A 14,233-nucleotide genomic window follows, 5' to 3' on the forward strand; every position below is an offset into this window, starting at 1 on the left:
TGCAGGGCAACAGATCACCCCATGATACCACAGGACCGTTTGCACCAGATCGTTGAGCGTTTTGAATTTCTTGAGGCCTCCATGGCGCAAGGAACGGGCGATATTGCGGCTTTGGGGCGGGAATATTCCGATTTGAAGCCCGTGGTGGACCAAATTTGCGCCTATCAAGGCCTGTTGTCCGATCTCTCAGAGGCCGAAGAGATGCTCTCGGACCCGGATATGCGGGCTTTGGCGCTTGAGGAAATTCCTGTGCTCAAGGCCAGACTGCCCGAGGCCGAAGAGGCGCTGCAAATCGCGCTTTTGCCAAAGGATTCCGCCGACACCGGATCGGCCATCGTCGAAATTCGCCCCGGCACCGGCGGCGATGAAGCGGCCTTGTTTGCCGGGGATTTGTTGCGGATGTATCAACGCTACGCCGAGGCCCGGGGTTGGCGGTTTGAGATCATCGAACTGCAGGAAAGCGAATTGGGCGGTGTCAAAGAGGTGATCGCCAATATCGCCGGGCAGGGCGTCTTTGCCCGGATGAAATTCGAGAGCGGCGTGCATCGGGTGCAGCGCGTGCCAACCACGGAATCGGGTGGGCGGGTGCATACCTCCGCCGCTACAGTCGCTGTTCTGCCCGAAGCGCAGGACGTGGACATCGAAATCAACGCCAATGACATCCGCATCGACACGATGCGATCCTCTGGCGCGGGCGGGCAACACGTCAACACCACCGATTCTGCCGTGCGGATCACCCACATCCCGACCGGGATCGTCGTGACCTCCTCAGAAAAATCGCAACACCGCAACCGCGAGATCGCGATGAACGTGTTGCGTGCGCGGCTCTATGACGCAGAGCGGCAAAAGCTGCATGATGCGCGCTCAAGCGAGCGCAAATCGCAGGTCGGCTCCGGCGATCGCTCGGAGCGCATCCGCACTTATAATTTTCCGCAAGGCCGGATGACCGATCACCGCATCAACCTGACGCTCTATAAGCTCGATGCGGTGATGAACGGCGATTTGGACGAGGTGATTGACGCGTTGATTTCCGATCATCAGGCGCGATTGATGGCGGAGATGGGGCAATGACATCGGGTGTGACAACGGGTGTGACATCGGGTGTGAGCACGGCGACCACCGTTCAGCAGGCGCTTGTTATTGGCACCCGCGCGCTGGCCACCGCCGAGATTGAGGGTGCAGGCCGCGATGCGCGACTGTTGATGGCGCATGTGTTGGGGATTGCCTCAGACCGGCTGACCTTGGTGTTGCCCGATGCGATTTCGCCAGAGGCGCAAGCCGCGTTTGACGCCACCATTGCCCGGCGCGTGGCGCGCGAACCCGTGTCGCATATTCTGGGCCGCCGTGCCTTTTATGGTCGGGAGTTTCAGGTCAATGCCGATGTGTTGGACCCGCGTCCCGAGACGGAGATATTGATCCAAGAGGCGCTGACACAGCCCTTTGCCTCCGCCCTTGATCTTGGCACAGGATCGGGAGCTATCCTTTTGACATTGCTTGCGGAAAACCCTATATCTAAAGGGCTTGGGACCGATCTGTCCGAGGCGGCTTTGGCGGTGGCGCGTCAAAATTGCGCCGCTTTGGGCCTGACCAAACAGGCGCGGTTTCAACAGGCGCATTGGTGGCAGGGGGTCGAAGGGAGTTTTGATCTGATCGTCTCCAACCCGCCTTATATTGCCGCCTCTGAGATGCCCGCGCTCTCGCCCGAACTGGCCTATGAGCCGCGCATGGCGTTGACCGATGAGGCGGATGGATTGACGTCCTACCGTGCGATTGTGGCCGAGGCGCGGGCGCATTTGGCCCCGCGTGGGCGCATCCTGTTGGAGATCGGCCCAACCCAAGGTGCGGCCGTGTCCGATCTGTTGCTGGCGCAGGGGTTCAAGGCGGTGCGGGTGATCGCCGATCTCGATGGCCGGGACCGGGTGGTGCGGGGGCAATTGCCCAATCCACATCCACGCAACGCGGGTAAGTGACACCGGGGGCGATCCATGGGCCGATCCTTTCGGACAGCATGGGCCGATGCTTTCGGACAAGCGTCAGGAAAATCGTAACCCTTATGCGCCATGTATGCGTCATGTATGCGCTACGGTGTCCGAAAGTGTCCGTAGAAAATCTATCGCGTGCTTTGCAATGTGATGCTGCGTTGTTATGCTGTGACGTGATCCCGTGATGTGATCCTGAGGCGTGATTTTGTGACATTGATCTGACGCTGGGGCATCGACAAAGGGGCCATCGGTCGCATTTAGCCCGTGAAGAGCGCAAAAACTGCTTGTCAACAGGGGTGGGACATGATTACTGAGGACAGCGTTTGGCAGGACTTCTGTCCCCAGCGCCGTTACCCAACACAGCTTAGACGTTGAGGGCTCCCATTTCGGGGAGCGCATGGGACAGACAAGCCCGATCTAGCATAAGCCGGTCCGAAGAACCCGGAAGACAAAGGCTCGAGAGAATACTGTATGAGATCCTCTAAAAACCGTTCGCGGTCCAAGACCAACAATCGCCCCCGTACCGTCGGCAACATCGTCAACCGCGTGTTTGACAGTTCCGGCCCGGAGGGCAAGGTGCGCGGCACGCCGCAACAGATCATCGACAAATACAATCAGCTGGCGCGAGACGCACAGCTGTCCAATGACCGTGTGGCGGCTGAAAACTTTCAGCAGCACGCGGAACATTACCTGCGCTTGTTGAGCGTGGCGCAAAAAGAAATGGATGCGCAGCGCGAACAACAAGAGCGCGAGCAACAAGAGCGCCGGGACCGTCAGGAATCGGAACGTCTTGAGCGTGCAGAACGTGCCGAGCGTCATCGCAAACGCGAAGAGCAGGCGGCTGAGAACGTGTCGCAACCGGCGTCTTCGCCATCCTCGGTGGCCGGTGAGGGCGATCAGCCCGATGTGGTCTTTGTCGATCACAGCACACAAGATCAGCCTGCAAGCGACGACACCGGACTGGTGGAAACACCTGAAAGTGCCGCACCTGCGCCGAAAAAGCCCCGTGCCCCGCGCAAACCGCGCGCGCCGCGCAAACCCAAAACGACGGACGAGACGTCTGGCAATGCGGGCGGTGATACTGGTGGTGATACTGGCAAGGGCAAAGCTGAGGCGGACAGTGCCGCCACAGGCGACAGTTCCGAGGCCGCAGAGTGATTGCATAAGTCGCCGGGCCTTTGGGCGCGGTGCTTATGACCAAAACATAAAACCCGCACTTGGTTGTGCGGGTTTTATGTTGAGGCTGAAAGGGTCAGTGGTCAATCAGGCCCGATCGGAGGGGGCGTGTGAGGACGGCGCCGTGTCAATCAGCGTATCAATCAACGCCGACATCATCTCGGCTCGGTTGCGGGTCGCGGATTTGCGATAAATCGCATTGAGATGGGCCTTGATCGTGCCCTCTTTGTTGCCGCGAAATTCGGCGATCTCACCGATGGTAAAACCTTTGACCAAAAACCGCGCCACATCGCGCTCAGAGGGTGAGAGTTTCCACAACTCAAAATGGCTTTCGATCACATCAAACACCGCCTGTGACGCCGCATGCAGGCTGTGTTCCAATCGCGCTTTGCGCTGTTGCAGGTCGATCAGATAACCGAGTTCCAACAGGATCGCCAAAACCAAAGTCGCCGCCGCCATGGCTTCGATCAAAAGATGCGTCGTCGGTTTGCCGCCTGCCTCTTGCAGATCGGTGAAGACATCGAAGACAAAGAAAACCGCACAAAAGGTCTGGATCGCAATCAAGGTGATCATCGCCGCCGGGGCTTTGGCCGAGGTGAAACGCGCCATGGCGGGTCCTTTCGTGGGGAAGGGTGACGCTTTAAGACATATCAATGTTGTGGGCGTTCGGCCATAACCCCGTGAGACAGGCTTATGACGCAACGCTTTAGGCGCTGCATTTGGCGCGATGCACGCCGAGGGCCTTATCGGTTTGAGCGATCCGTCAGATCGTCCCAAAACTCGGCGCGATGCACGATATGGATTTTATTGCCCGAAGGATCACGCAGATAGGCACCGTAATAATCCGGCGCGTAATGGGCGCGCAGACCCGGCGCGCCAGCATCCGTTCCGCCGTGCAAAAGTCCTTGGGCATGGGCCGCGTCCACCGCCGCGCGTGACGGTGCGATAAAGGCCAACATTGCGCCATTGCCGCCGCGCGCGGGGGCACCGTCAAAAGGCTGATAAACGTAAAACCGGGGATAGGGCGCCTCTGGCCGGACCCAACAGCGCGAATCAGGCCCGCCATCCGGCTCAACCACCCGTTGTACCATGCCAATTTCGCCCAAAACCGCGTCATAAAACGCCGCCGCTTGGGCCAAATCATCGGCTCCAACTGTCACATGCGAAAACATGATTTTCTCCCGCTTAGGTCTTGGCCACTTCACGCGCCAGCGCACACCACCCCTCGACCGAGATTTGTTCGGCGCGATCCGTTGGTTTGATCCCGGCGGCATTCAGGCGGTCTTCGATCTCGGGGGCTGCGCCTTTCAACGAGGCGCGCAACATTTTGCGACGCTGGTTGAACCCGGCGGCAACAATGCGTTCCAAGACTTTTGGATTGGCCTCGAACCGCGCTTTGTGCAGGGCTTCGAAATGCACCACGGCGGAATGGATTTTCGGCGGCGGGGTGAAGGCCTCGGGCGGCAATTCCATCACGATATTGGCGCGCGTGCGCCATTGGCTGAGGATCGCGAGGCGACCGTATTTCTTGCTGCCCGGCTGTGCCACGATGCGTTCGGCCACTTCGCGCTGAAACATCAAGGTCAGCGAGGACCAATAGGGCGGCCAGCTTGGCGGGGTCAGCCAGCGCACCAAAAGTTCGGTGCCGATGTTATAGGGCAAGTTGGCGATGATGCGCACCGGCGGCGTCAGCCGTTCCAGCGGGTCGATTTCAAGCGCATCGGCGTTCAAAACCTCCAACCGTCCGGGATAGATTGCGGAAATTTCGTCGAGGGCTGCAATGGCGCGGCTGTCCTTTTCCACCGCCAAAACTTTGCGCGCGCCCTCGGCCAAAAGCCCGCGGGTCAAACCGCCGGGGCCGGGACCGACCTCCAAGACGTCGCATTTTGACAAATCCCCCGCCAAACGGGCGATTTTCGAGGTCAGGTTGAGGTCGAGCAAAAAGTTTTGGCCCAAAGATTTTTTGGCCACCAACCCGTGCCGCTCGATCACATCGCGCAGCGGTGGCAGCCCATCAAAACTTGTCATCCGTGGTCCTTTTGCCTTTTGGCGTGGCTCATTTCATGCGCCATCTTGAGCGCCGCAATCAGGCTGGTTGGGTCGGCTTTATTTTGGCCCGCAATGTCAAAGGCGGTGCCATGATCCGGCGAGGTGCGGATAAACGGCAAGCCCAGCGTGACATTGACGCCACCGGCAAAATCAATCGTCTTGATCGGGATCAGCGCCTGATCGTGATAGGCACAGAGCGCCACATCATAGTTTGCCCGCGCGGCCGCGTGAAACATCGTGTCGGGCGGCATTGGGCCTTTGAGATCAAAGCCTTCGCCCTTGAGGCGGGTGATCAGCGGGATCATCCACTCAAGTTCCTCATCGCCCATCGCCCCACCTTCGCCAGCATGGGGATTGAGCCCGGCAATGGCGATGCGCGGGGTGGAAATGCCCCAAAACTTGGCCAGATCGGCGGCAGTGATGCGGATCGTTTCTTCCAAAAGCTCGGGCGTGAATGCCTCAGGCACATCGCGCAGTGCGATGTGGATCGTCACCGGAACCACCCGTAACTCGGGGCAGGCCAGCATCATCACAACCTGCTCGACGCCCGCAAGATGGGCCAGAAATTCGGTATGGCCCGGATAGGCAAACCCGGCCCCGTCTTTGAGCACTTTTTTGTGGATCGGCGCGGTGCAAAGCGCCGAAGCCTGGCCGGTTTGCACCAAGGCCACAGCGCGGCGCAGCACGTCGATCACCCCTTGGGCATTGGCGAAATCGGGGGTGCCCGGCGTGGCGAGGGCCTGAAACTCATGACGCAACACCGCCAAACTGCCACTGGCAACATGATGTGCCTCGGCGGGTTCGGAAATTTCGGCAAAGCGGGCACTATGGGGCAAATGGCGCGGATCGCCGAGCCAGAAAAACGGCACAGATCCGTCCAAAGCCTGCGCCGCCTTCACCGCAATCTCAGGCCCCACCCCCGCAGGTTCGCCACAGGACAGGACGATTGGCGCGGTGGAGGCCGATTTGCTCATGGGATCACAATCGTCGCATCTGCGCGCAATTCGGCCACGAAACTGTCGGCCAAGGCACCGATGCGTTGCGACAAAAGCTGTTGGCGGATTTGGTCGCGATCGGCGCTGTCGTTGGCTTCATAGCTGCGGCCACACATCATCAAAAACACCAAAGTTTGCCCATCCGCGCGGGTCAGCGCGGTGGAGACTTCGCCGGGATCGAGTTTGGAGAGTTCAATCGCCACATCATTGGGGATGTCTTTGACGGGCAGGGTGTCGATGTCCAAAACACTCTCCGGCTGGCCCTTGGCGATGCCATAGAGATCGTCGCAGGTGTCCACCGAGGCCTTGATGTCCGCCGCGCGTTTGAGCGCCGCCTCAGAGCGGCCCCCATTGATGTAATAAGCGGCATATTCGATGGCGTCGGCGTTGGGCGTGGCCACATCGGTTTCGGCGATTTGGCGCAATTGGAACACGCCAATGGCGTTGCCGGTCGACAAGGGGGCGGTCATTTCGCCCGGTTTGAGCGCGATCACAGCGCCGCGCAGGGCAGGTGGCAAATCGCCAACCGCGACCCAATCCATGCGGCCGGATTTTTCACGGCTCGGGGCAACCGAATATTTGGCGGCCGCGGCGGCAAAGTTTGAAATCGTCGGGTTTGCGGCGATTTCTTTGACCAAAGCCTCCGATTTTGCCGTCTCTTCCGGGGTGCGCGCGGGCAGGAACAATTCAGACAACAACACGCGCAAACCACCCGAAGGGCCATTGTTTTGCAAGGCGCGGTCAATCTCGGAGTCTGAGACCTGCGCCTTGGCACCAAAACGGCCACGGGCGTAATCGCGCCATATCAGCCCGGTCGAGAGGAAATCACGCACGGTCTGGGCAGAAACGCCGTTTTGGGCCATCAGGCTGAGGAATTGTTCGGGCTTCAATTGGCCACGCGCCGCGAATTCCTGGATGCCTTGGGCGATTTGTTCGTCGGTGACGCTCAACCCCACTCGGGCTGCGGCTTCGGCTTTGAGACGTTCGTCAATCAGCGCATCAAGCGCGTCTTTTTCCGAGGCCGCGCCACCCAAGACGCGCAAAAGCGCCAAGCGTTGGGTCAGTTCATAGCGGGTCACCACTTTGTCATTCACATAGGCAACAGGGGCAAACATGTTTTGCGCCAGCACCGGAGAGAGGGTCACAGACAGGGCCGAAAGCGACAGCGCCGCAATGGCCGCCATCTGCACCATGCCACGCACCACGGCGCGCGCCATGGCGTGCAGCGCGGCAGACATCCGACGCGCGCCGTGGCGCTTGATTGCTCTGCTCTGCGATGTGTCGAGTGTCCCGAATTTACGTCTCATGCCCACCCTCGTGTGTTGCCTGCTTATGGCGTCTGACCTCTTTCTAAGAGGTTTCGTCGCGCGGGCCAAGCGGATTGCGCGGCCCAGTTTGTCCCACCATTTTGTTCCAGTGGCATGTGCCCGCTGATGCCCGCCCGCGCGCGCGGATTTAGAGCGCCCCAAAGCCACAGCTCGTGTCTTTCTTACCGTTCGCGCCATAGGCTCCAAAGCCGATAGACAGGGAATAGCGGGTGGTGGGGTCAAGCGCATCCGTGTCTGAATAGCGCCGCGAGACCTTGAACCTGACACGGGCGCATTCGTTTTCAAACTGAAAGCCAAGCCCGGTGCGCGTCGCCTCATCCTCGGTGAAATCGTAAAGATATTCGAGGTTGGCGGTCCAGTTTTTGGCCAATCGGAACGTGCCATCGAGGCCAAACTCATTGAGCGCCGTGTCGCGATATTCCAAAGCATCGGCCACCACATAGGCGTAGGACGCGCCAAGAGTGTAGCGGGGCCGCATGTAATCGAGCCGGGTTTCCCATTTGGTCAGATCAAAGGCATCGTCAAACAAGGACCGGGTGTGAAAGGCGAGGCTGGTGTCAAGGCCGGTGTCAAAGGCGACAGAGGCCCCCAAAAGCCAATCCGATTGCGTGGTGGACAGCCCCGAGGCGTCAGAATAGGCGGCACTGTCGTCCAGATAAAGCACCCGGCCGAGGGTGATCTCATATTGGGTGGTCTCGGCGTAATGGGCAAAATGCAGACCCGCCGCCGCCGTAACCCCGGTGGCGCGGCGATCCGCGCCGGGAAAGCGGGCGAGGGTCATCAGATTGCCCTCGTCAAATTCAACAAGGGTCGAATCGGTGTTTGGGACGTCGCCGCCGATGCTGTCAGACCATCCGAGTTGGATCATCGGTTCGATCAATTCGGAGGCCCCTGTCGCTGTGGTGCGGGTCAAGGGCCAGCTCAGTTTGCTCTCAAGCGACCCGGTGAACCGGGCGACTGTGTCTTCATAGGTCGAATTTTGATGCATGGCATAGGCATCGACATAGGCGGCGGCGGTGCTGTCCCATTTCAGCCCCGGCCCGAACACCGCGCTGGTGATCCAAGCCGCCTCGGCGCCAAGGCGCAAGACGTCATAGCCGTCAATATCGACTTCAGAATCGCGATAGGAGGAGGAGGCGGAGAGGCCAAAGGTCAGGGCCCCGGGAATGGCGCCCGGATCGACCCGGCGTTCATACATGACCTCGCCCAAAAAGAACGGCAACGTGTCCTCGATCCCCAGATCGGCAGCGCGCAAAGTGCGCATATGGATCAACTGCGCATCAAAGGCCTCGCCTTTGGAATAGCGCGTGAGGGCCAGTCTGGAGGGCAAAAAATCGCCGTCATAAATGCCGTAATCCACCAGATAGGCAATGTCGGAGGCGGCGCGCAGATCGGCGCTAAATTCAAACCCATTGCCCAGATGCCATGCGCCTTCGGCAAAGAGATAGGCCCGGGTGCCATCGCGGGTGTCGTCCGAACTCACCGCGCCGTTTACTTCGATCTCACCGCGGGCAAAGGCTTGGCGATAGCGCAGGCCCAGCGTGGTGGTTTTGGTGGCGATATAGGGCGAAATCGTCAGATCACGGCTGTCGCCCAGTGGGATGAAATAAGGGGTTTCAATCCCGGTGCCCAAGGTGGAATCCGTATGCAACTCTGGCGTCAAAAAGCCGCGCGCGCGTTTGAGGGTGGGGTCGGGGATGCGCAGATGTGGCAACCACAACACCGGAACATCGGCGATGCGCAATTGCGCGTTGGTGAAATAAAGCTGATGCGCCTCACTGTCGTGGATCACCTCGCGGGCGCGGATTTCCCACAAGGGCACGGGACGGGCGGCGCACACTTCACAGGTCGAAGCCACCGCCTTTGAGAGCCGCAGATAGCGCCCGTCCACCACATCAAGTCGCGCGGCGGCGAGTTGCAATTGGCGGTCGATGACCATCCGCGCCGAGGTCATGATGCCGTTTTTAAGCCCGGTATCGAGATCGGCGCTTGAGGCCAAAATCACCGTGTCGCCGCCGCTTTCAGTCAGGCGGATCGGGCCGTCGATCTGCAATTGCCCGGTGCTTTGGTTAAAGGTGATCCGGCTGGCCGTCAGGCGCATTGTGCCTTGGATCACTTCGACCGCGCCCGTGGCGATCAGCACAGTGCCATCAAAGCTGACGCTGTCGGCCAAAAGTGCCGTGGGCAGGGCTTGGTCGTCTTGACTGTCCTGGGCCAAGGCGGCGCCGGTTTGCGCGTCCGGCAGGGCCAGACCAAAGCCAAAGCTCAGGGCCAGGGCCAGCGCCAAACGGGCAGGGCGCAGCGGGCGCTTGGGAGGGAGAGGTGAGACAGTCATGGCCTATCCATCCTCCAAATGCAGCAGCAGCGCAAGAGAGGCAAAAATCACCGCCATCGGTGGCCCCCATGCCGCCAAAGAGATCGGCAAAAGCCCGTTTTGCCCCAAAATGATCGCAAAAGAGCGCAGAAAGAAAAAGGCAAAGGCCAAGATGATCGCTGTCACCACCAAGGTCGAGGTCCGCCCCAGCCGGGTGTGGCGCATGGTGAACCCGGCCCCGATCAATAGCATGGCGACAAAGGTAAAGGGCAGGGCCAATTCGCTTTGCAGCCACATTTTATAGCTGCGCGCCGAAAACCCTGCGGTTTCCAACTTTTTGATATAGCCCGACATATCCCAGATCGACACGGCTTGCGGGGTGCCAAAGCGGTCTTGGATTTCCGCAAGGGTCAGCGTGGTGTTGAGTGTCAGTGTCTCGTGATAGGTCGCCGCCGCCTCCGGGTTGGCGGCCCCCAAAAGCGGCCAGCGTTTGGCGTTCACAAGCTGCCATTGTCCGCCTTTGATGCGCGCCTCTTCCGCTTCGATCCGGTACAGCGGCAGGCCAGCTTGCGCGAAACCGATAAAGCTGACATCGAACAATTCGGAGCCATCAAGGTTGGACCGTGTGGCGCGGATCACCATTTGACCGTCTTGCGAGCCTTCTCGCAGCCATAGCCCCTCGTCAGAGACCGAAAACACTTGCCGTTCGCCTTTGAGATAAAGCGCTTCGCGGGTTTCAAAGCTGCGCGCGGTGGTCGAGGCCACCGGGTTCAACACCGCCACCGACAAGAGGCCAAACAGAAAGACCACCACGACCGGCGGCAGCAAGGACCGCAGCGCCGAGCGCCCGGAGGCCCGAGAGACAACCAGTTCCGAGGAGCGCGCCAGACCCAGAAACAACACCAGCGTCGCAATCACCACGATGATTGGCAGAATATCATAAATCGTGCGCGGCAGGCGCAGCAAAGCCATGGAGAAAATCGCCGCAGATCCAATATCGAGGCCAGAGAAATTGCGGATTTGATCGAGGCTTTCGACCATCACGATCAGCCCGGCGAAAATCGCTATGACGATCAGCAAAGCCCGCAAGAACCGGCGGGCGAAATAGAGATCAAGCCTCATGATGCGTTCCCCAAACGAGGCGCGCGGCGCAGGCGCGGATGGGCGGCTTTCCACAGCAAGGCCCAAGAGATGCCAAGTCCCAAAACCGTGGCGAAATATCGAAACGGCCAAAGCCGCGCGTCATTGTCAATCATCCCTTCGAGCGTGTTGTCGATGGACTTGACCACCACCAAAAGCACGATGGCGACCAAAATCTGTCGCCACAGACCAAAGCGCGAAAATCCGCCGACGATCAGAGTGCCAAAGCCGATCAGGCTGATCGCGACGCTCTGAAGGGCTTTGTTCATGCGCATATTGGCCTCGGCGATCATGCCATCTTTGGTGACCCCGGTGTCGGCCTGAAGCGCGGGGGGTGCGCGCAACAGATCAAATGTGGTGGTCGCGCGGATCGAACGTGTCCCGGCCACATCGGTGTTTATCAGGCCACCAAGCCCGTAGGCGAAGCTGTCAAAACGGGTGACGGACAGACGTTTGCCGCTGAACTCATAGGTCTGCGCCATGCCATCAAACATCAACAACATCGGCGCGTCGTTTTCGGTGCTGCCATCACGGCCATCGCCTTTGACGATCAGGGCACGCGACGCCATAAAGCTTTGGCGCTGGCTCGCATCACGGCTGTTGGACAGGTAGATGTCTTCCAATTCGCCCGCCGCCGAAATGTTGCGCACATAAAAGGTGATGCCCTTGGTCGGGTGGACAAATGTGCCCTCAGTCAACAGTCGCGCGGTGACATCGCGGGCAATCTCGCTGCGGCGCATGTCCAGTTCTTGCACGGAAAGCGGCACCAACACATGGGCCAAAATCGCCACCATGAGCGCCACGATGACGCTAAAGAAAAACACCGGGCGGGCGAGGCGATAAGGCGAATAGCCCGCCGCCTGAACCACCACCAATTCCGATTCTGCCGACAAACGGTTGGTGACATAGACCGTGGCGGCAAAGGCCGCGATTGGCAATAGATTGACCAGGATCGTCGGGAGGGACAACAGCGTGAGTTGTAAAAACACCGAGGCCGATTGACCATCGCCCATCAGCCAATCCAAAAGGCTCACCGCCTTGTTGACCCAGAACACCAAAGCCAGAACGAGCGAGAAAAACCCGAACAGCATCAGCAATTGCTGAAGCATGTATTTGTCGAATCTTCCCAAACGCGTTCCCCAAGGCCACTGACAGATTGCGCGGACTTTATCGCGCTGTGAGGATGGGAGAAACCCGTAATCTCGCTCTGGTCACCGCCGTCTTTGCGGTCTACCTTATTGCCAGCTCCAAAGGGACGGCGAGCTGTCCCTTTCGCACAGACGCGACACATTCGACAAAGGATTCCCGATGACCCAACCCGTTAAGCTGACCGTTGCTGCCCTTGACCTTGATGCGATTGCCACCGTGAGCGGGCGTGTTGCCGTTGTGGTGAGCCCGGAGGGCACGCTGGGTCAATCGGCGCGTCGCATCAACCGTTTGAGCAAAGGGGCGTTGGCGCGGTTTGTGGAAAGCGAGGCCTTTGAAGATCTGGCCGAAGGTGAGGCCAAAGATTTGGCCTATCCGGCGGGCATGGCGGCCGAGGCGGTTCAGGTGGTGAAACTCTCCAATCAGGCCTCTGTTGAACTGGCGCGCAAGGCGGGTGCTGCGATTGGCGGTGCGGTCACAAAAGCGGGCGCTTTGGTGCTGCCGGGTAGTGTCAAACGCGTTGAAGAGCTGGCTTTGGGCGTGGCGCTCAAACATTACAAATTCTCCGATCACATGGGCGACGGCCCGGCCAAGGACATCCCCGAGGTGACGATTGCCGTGACCAAACCTGAGAGTGTCGATCTCAGCACCATCGAGGCGCTGAGCGAAGGCGTGTTTTTCACCCGCGATCTGGTGATGGAGCCGTCCAACATCCTCAACACCACCGAATTCGCCAATCGTCTCAAAGCCTTGGAGGCTCTTGGCCTTGAGGTCGAAGTGCTGGAGGAGGCCGATCTTGAAGCCCTCGGAATGCGCACGCTTTTGGCCGTGGGCCAAGGCTCGACCAGCCCCTCGAAAGTGGTTGTGATGCAATGGAAGGGTGGCCGCGACGAAGCCCCCTTGGCGCTTGTTGGTAAGGGCGTGGTGTTCGACACCGGCGGGATTTCGATCAAACCGGCGGCTGGCATGGAAGACATGACCATGGACATGGGCGGCGCGGGCGTTGTTGCGGGCGTGATGAAATCGCTGGCCCTGCGCAAAGCCGCCGCCAATGTGGTGGGCATCGTCGGCATCGTTGAAAACATGCCCGATGGCAACGCGACCCGTCCGGGCGATGTGGTCCGTTCGATGAAAGGCGACACGGTTGAGATCATCAACACCGACGCCGAGGGCCGTTTGGTTCTGGCCGATGTGTTGTGGTACGCCCAAGACCGTTTTGCGCCCCGTGCCATGGTCAATCTGGCCACCCTCACCGGCGCGATCATCATCGGCCTTGGCCATGAGAACGCGGGCGTCTTCTCCAACGACGATCCGTTCTGCAACGCTTTCCTCAAAGCGGCCAGCGCCGAAGGCGAGGGCGCATGGCGGATGCCGATGGGCGCGAACTACGACAAAATGCTCAAATCCGATGTTGCGGATATGAAAAATGTCGGCGACCGGGCGGCAGGGTCGATCACGGCGGCGCAATTCCTCAAACGCTTTGTCAAAGACGAAACCCCTTGGATTCACCTCGACATCGCAGGCGTGGCTTTGACGAAATCTCCGACCGATTTGGCGCCCAAAGGCGCGACAGGTTGGGGCGTTTTGGCCCTGAATCGCCTCGTTGATGACATGAATAAAGAGGCCTAATCCCCTATGGGAGCTGCCTTTTTCTATCACCTGACCCAAGCGCCTTTGGTCGTGACCTTGGCCAGCCTGTCGGAGAAATCTCTCGCGGCAGGGTGGCGGGTTGAGGTCCGGGGGCGCTCGGACCAGATGCTTGCGGCGCTTGATACCGCGCTTTGGGCGCGCGACGGGTTTTTACCGCATGGTCTGGCGAATGGGCCGCATGATGCCGATCAGCCCATTCTGTTGACGCTTGCGCCGGGGGCCAACCGGGCCTCTTGTATCATGAGTGTCGACGGTGCCGAGGTCAGTGCTGACGAGGTCGCACGCGCGGATCGGGTCTGTATCCTGTTTGATGGCCATGACTTTGATGCGGTGCAACAGGCGCGGGTGCAATGGAAATCCCTGACAGGCGCGGGGGCTCAGGCGCAATACTGGTCCGAGGAAAGCGGCAGATGGGAAAAGAAGGCCGAAAGCGCCTAACCGGTTTGCGCGGTC

General features: G+C 59.7%; 13 protein-coding genes. 5 read left to right on the top strand and 8 right to left on the bottom strand.

What is annotated here, in order from left to right; genetic code table 11:
• Nucleotides 1-21 precede the first annotated feature (21 nt).
• The 3 genes from prfA to BLT54_RS18580 all read left to right on the top strand — a co-directional run bounded on the left by prfA (nt 22) and on the right by BLT54_RS18580 (nt 3,140).
• The gene (gene prfA, locus BLT54_RS18570; protein WP_074646672.1) at nt 22-1,071 is read left to right on the top strand and encodes a peptide chain release factor 1; all 1,050 of its coding nucleotides are present in this window, start codon (nt 22-24) and stop codon (nt 1,069-1,071) included.
• Nucleotides 1,068-1,970 (top strand): peptide chain release factor N(5)-glutamine methyltransferase, encoded by a 903-nt coding sequence (gene prmC / locus BLT54_RS18575; protein WP_245708058.1) that lies wholly within the window; start codon nt 1,068-1,070, stop codon nt 1,968-1,970. Before prfA ends, prmC begins: the two co-directional genes overlap by 4 nt.
• A gap of 483 nt (nt 1,971-2,453) precedes the next feature.
• Entirely contained in the window at nt 2,454-3,140 is a 687-nt protein-coding gene (locus BLT54_RS18580; RefSeq protein ID WP_074646673.1) for a DUF4167 domain-containing protein, read from the top strand.
• 105 nt (nt 3,141-3,245) lie between these two features.
• Here the strand turns inward: BLT54_RS18580 and BLT54_RS18585 are convergent, their stop codons facing one another.
• The 8 genes from BLT54_RS18585 to BLT54_RS18620 form a co-directional block, all read right to left on the bottom strand.
• On the bottom strand, nt 3,246-3,767 hold the full coding sequence (locus tag BLT54_RS18585) for a helix-turn-helix transcriptional regulator (RefSeq protein WP_074646674.1): 522 nt from the start codon (nt 3,765-3,767) through the stop codon (nt 3,246-3,248).
• Between the two features lie 134 nt (nt 3,768-3,901).
• Nucleotides 3,902-4,330, bottom strand: a complete 429-nt coding sequence (locus BLT54_RS18590; RefSeq protein ID WP_074646675.1) for a VOC family protein — start codon at nt 4,328-4,330, stop codon at nt 3,902-3,904.
• Nucleotides 4,331-4,343: 13 nt separating this feature from the next.
• Complete coding sequence (gene rsmA / locus BLT54_RS18595; RefSeq protein WP_074646676.1) at nt 4,344-5,186, bottom strand: 16S rRNA (adenine(1518)-N(6)/adenine(1519)-N(6))-dimethyltransferase RsmA; 843 nt, start codon at nt 5,184-5,186, stop codon at nt 4,344-4,346.
• The gene (gene pdxA / locus BLT54_RS18600) at nt 5,183-6,181 is read right to left on the bottom strand and encodes a 4-hydroxythreonine-4-phosphate dehydrogenase PdxA (RefSeq protein WP_074646677.1); all 999 of its coding nucleotides are present in this window, start codon (nt 6,179-6,181) and stop codon (nt 5,183-5,185) included. Before pdxA ends, rsmA begins: the two co-directional genes overlap by 4 nt.
• Nucleotides 6,178-7,509 (bottom strand): SurA N-terminal domain-containing protein, encoded by a 1,332-nt coding sequence (locus BLT54_RS18605; RefSeq protein ID WP_176832919.1) that lies wholly within the window; start codon nt 7,507-7,509, stop codon nt 6,178-6,180. The genes pdxA and BLT54_RS18605 overlap by 4 nt, the downstream gene beginning before the upstream one ends.
• A 148-nt stretch (nt 7,510-7,657) precedes the next feature.
• Nucleotides 7,658-9,865, bottom strand: a complete 2,208-nt coding sequence (locus tag BLT54_RS18610) for an LPS-assembly protein LptD (protein WP_083351897.1) — start codon at nt 9,863-9,865, stop codon at nt 7,658-7,660.
• Between the two features lie 3 nt (nt 9,866-9,868).
• On the bottom strand, nt 9,869-10,966 hold the full coding sequence (gene lptG, locus BLT54_RS18615; RefSeq protein WP_074646678.1) for an LPS export ABC transporter permease LptG: 1,098 nt from the start codon (nt 10,964-10,966) through the stop codon (nt 9,869-9,871).
• Nucleotides 10,963-12,093, bottom strand: a complete 1,131-nt coding sequence (locus BLT54_RS18620) for an LptF/LptG family permease (RefSeq protein ID WP_074646679.1) — start codon at nt 12,091-12,093, stop codon at nt 10,963-10,965. Before BLT54_RS18620 ends, lptG begins: the two co-directional genes overlap by 4 nt.
• A gap of 199 nt (nt 12,094-12,292) precedes the next feature.
• Between BLT54_RS18620 and BLT54_RS18625 the strand changes: the two genes are divergently transcribed.
• Nucleotides 12,293-13,759 carry a leucyl aminopeptidase gene (locus tag BLT54_RS18625; protein ID WP_074646680.1) on the top strand — a complete coding sequence of 489 codons (1,467 nt, stop codon included), beginning with the start codon at nt 12,293-12,295 and terminating at the stop codon, nt 13,757-13,759.
• Nucleotides 13,760-13,765: 6 nt separating this feature from the next.
• Nucleotides 13,766-14,218 (top strand): DNA polymerase III subunit chi, encoded by a 453-nt coding sequence (locus BLT54_RS18630; protein ID WP_074646681.1) that lies wholly within the window; start codon nt 13,766-13,768, stop codon nt 14,216-14,218.
• Nucleotides 14,219-14,233: the final 15 nt, after the last annotated feature.

The sequence above is a fragment of the Celeribacter baekdonensis genome, from assembly GCF_900102315.1.
Classification (GTDB): Bacteria; Pseudomonadota; Alphaproteobacteria; order Rhodobacterales; family Rhodobacteraceae; genus Celeribacter; species Celeribacter baekdonensis.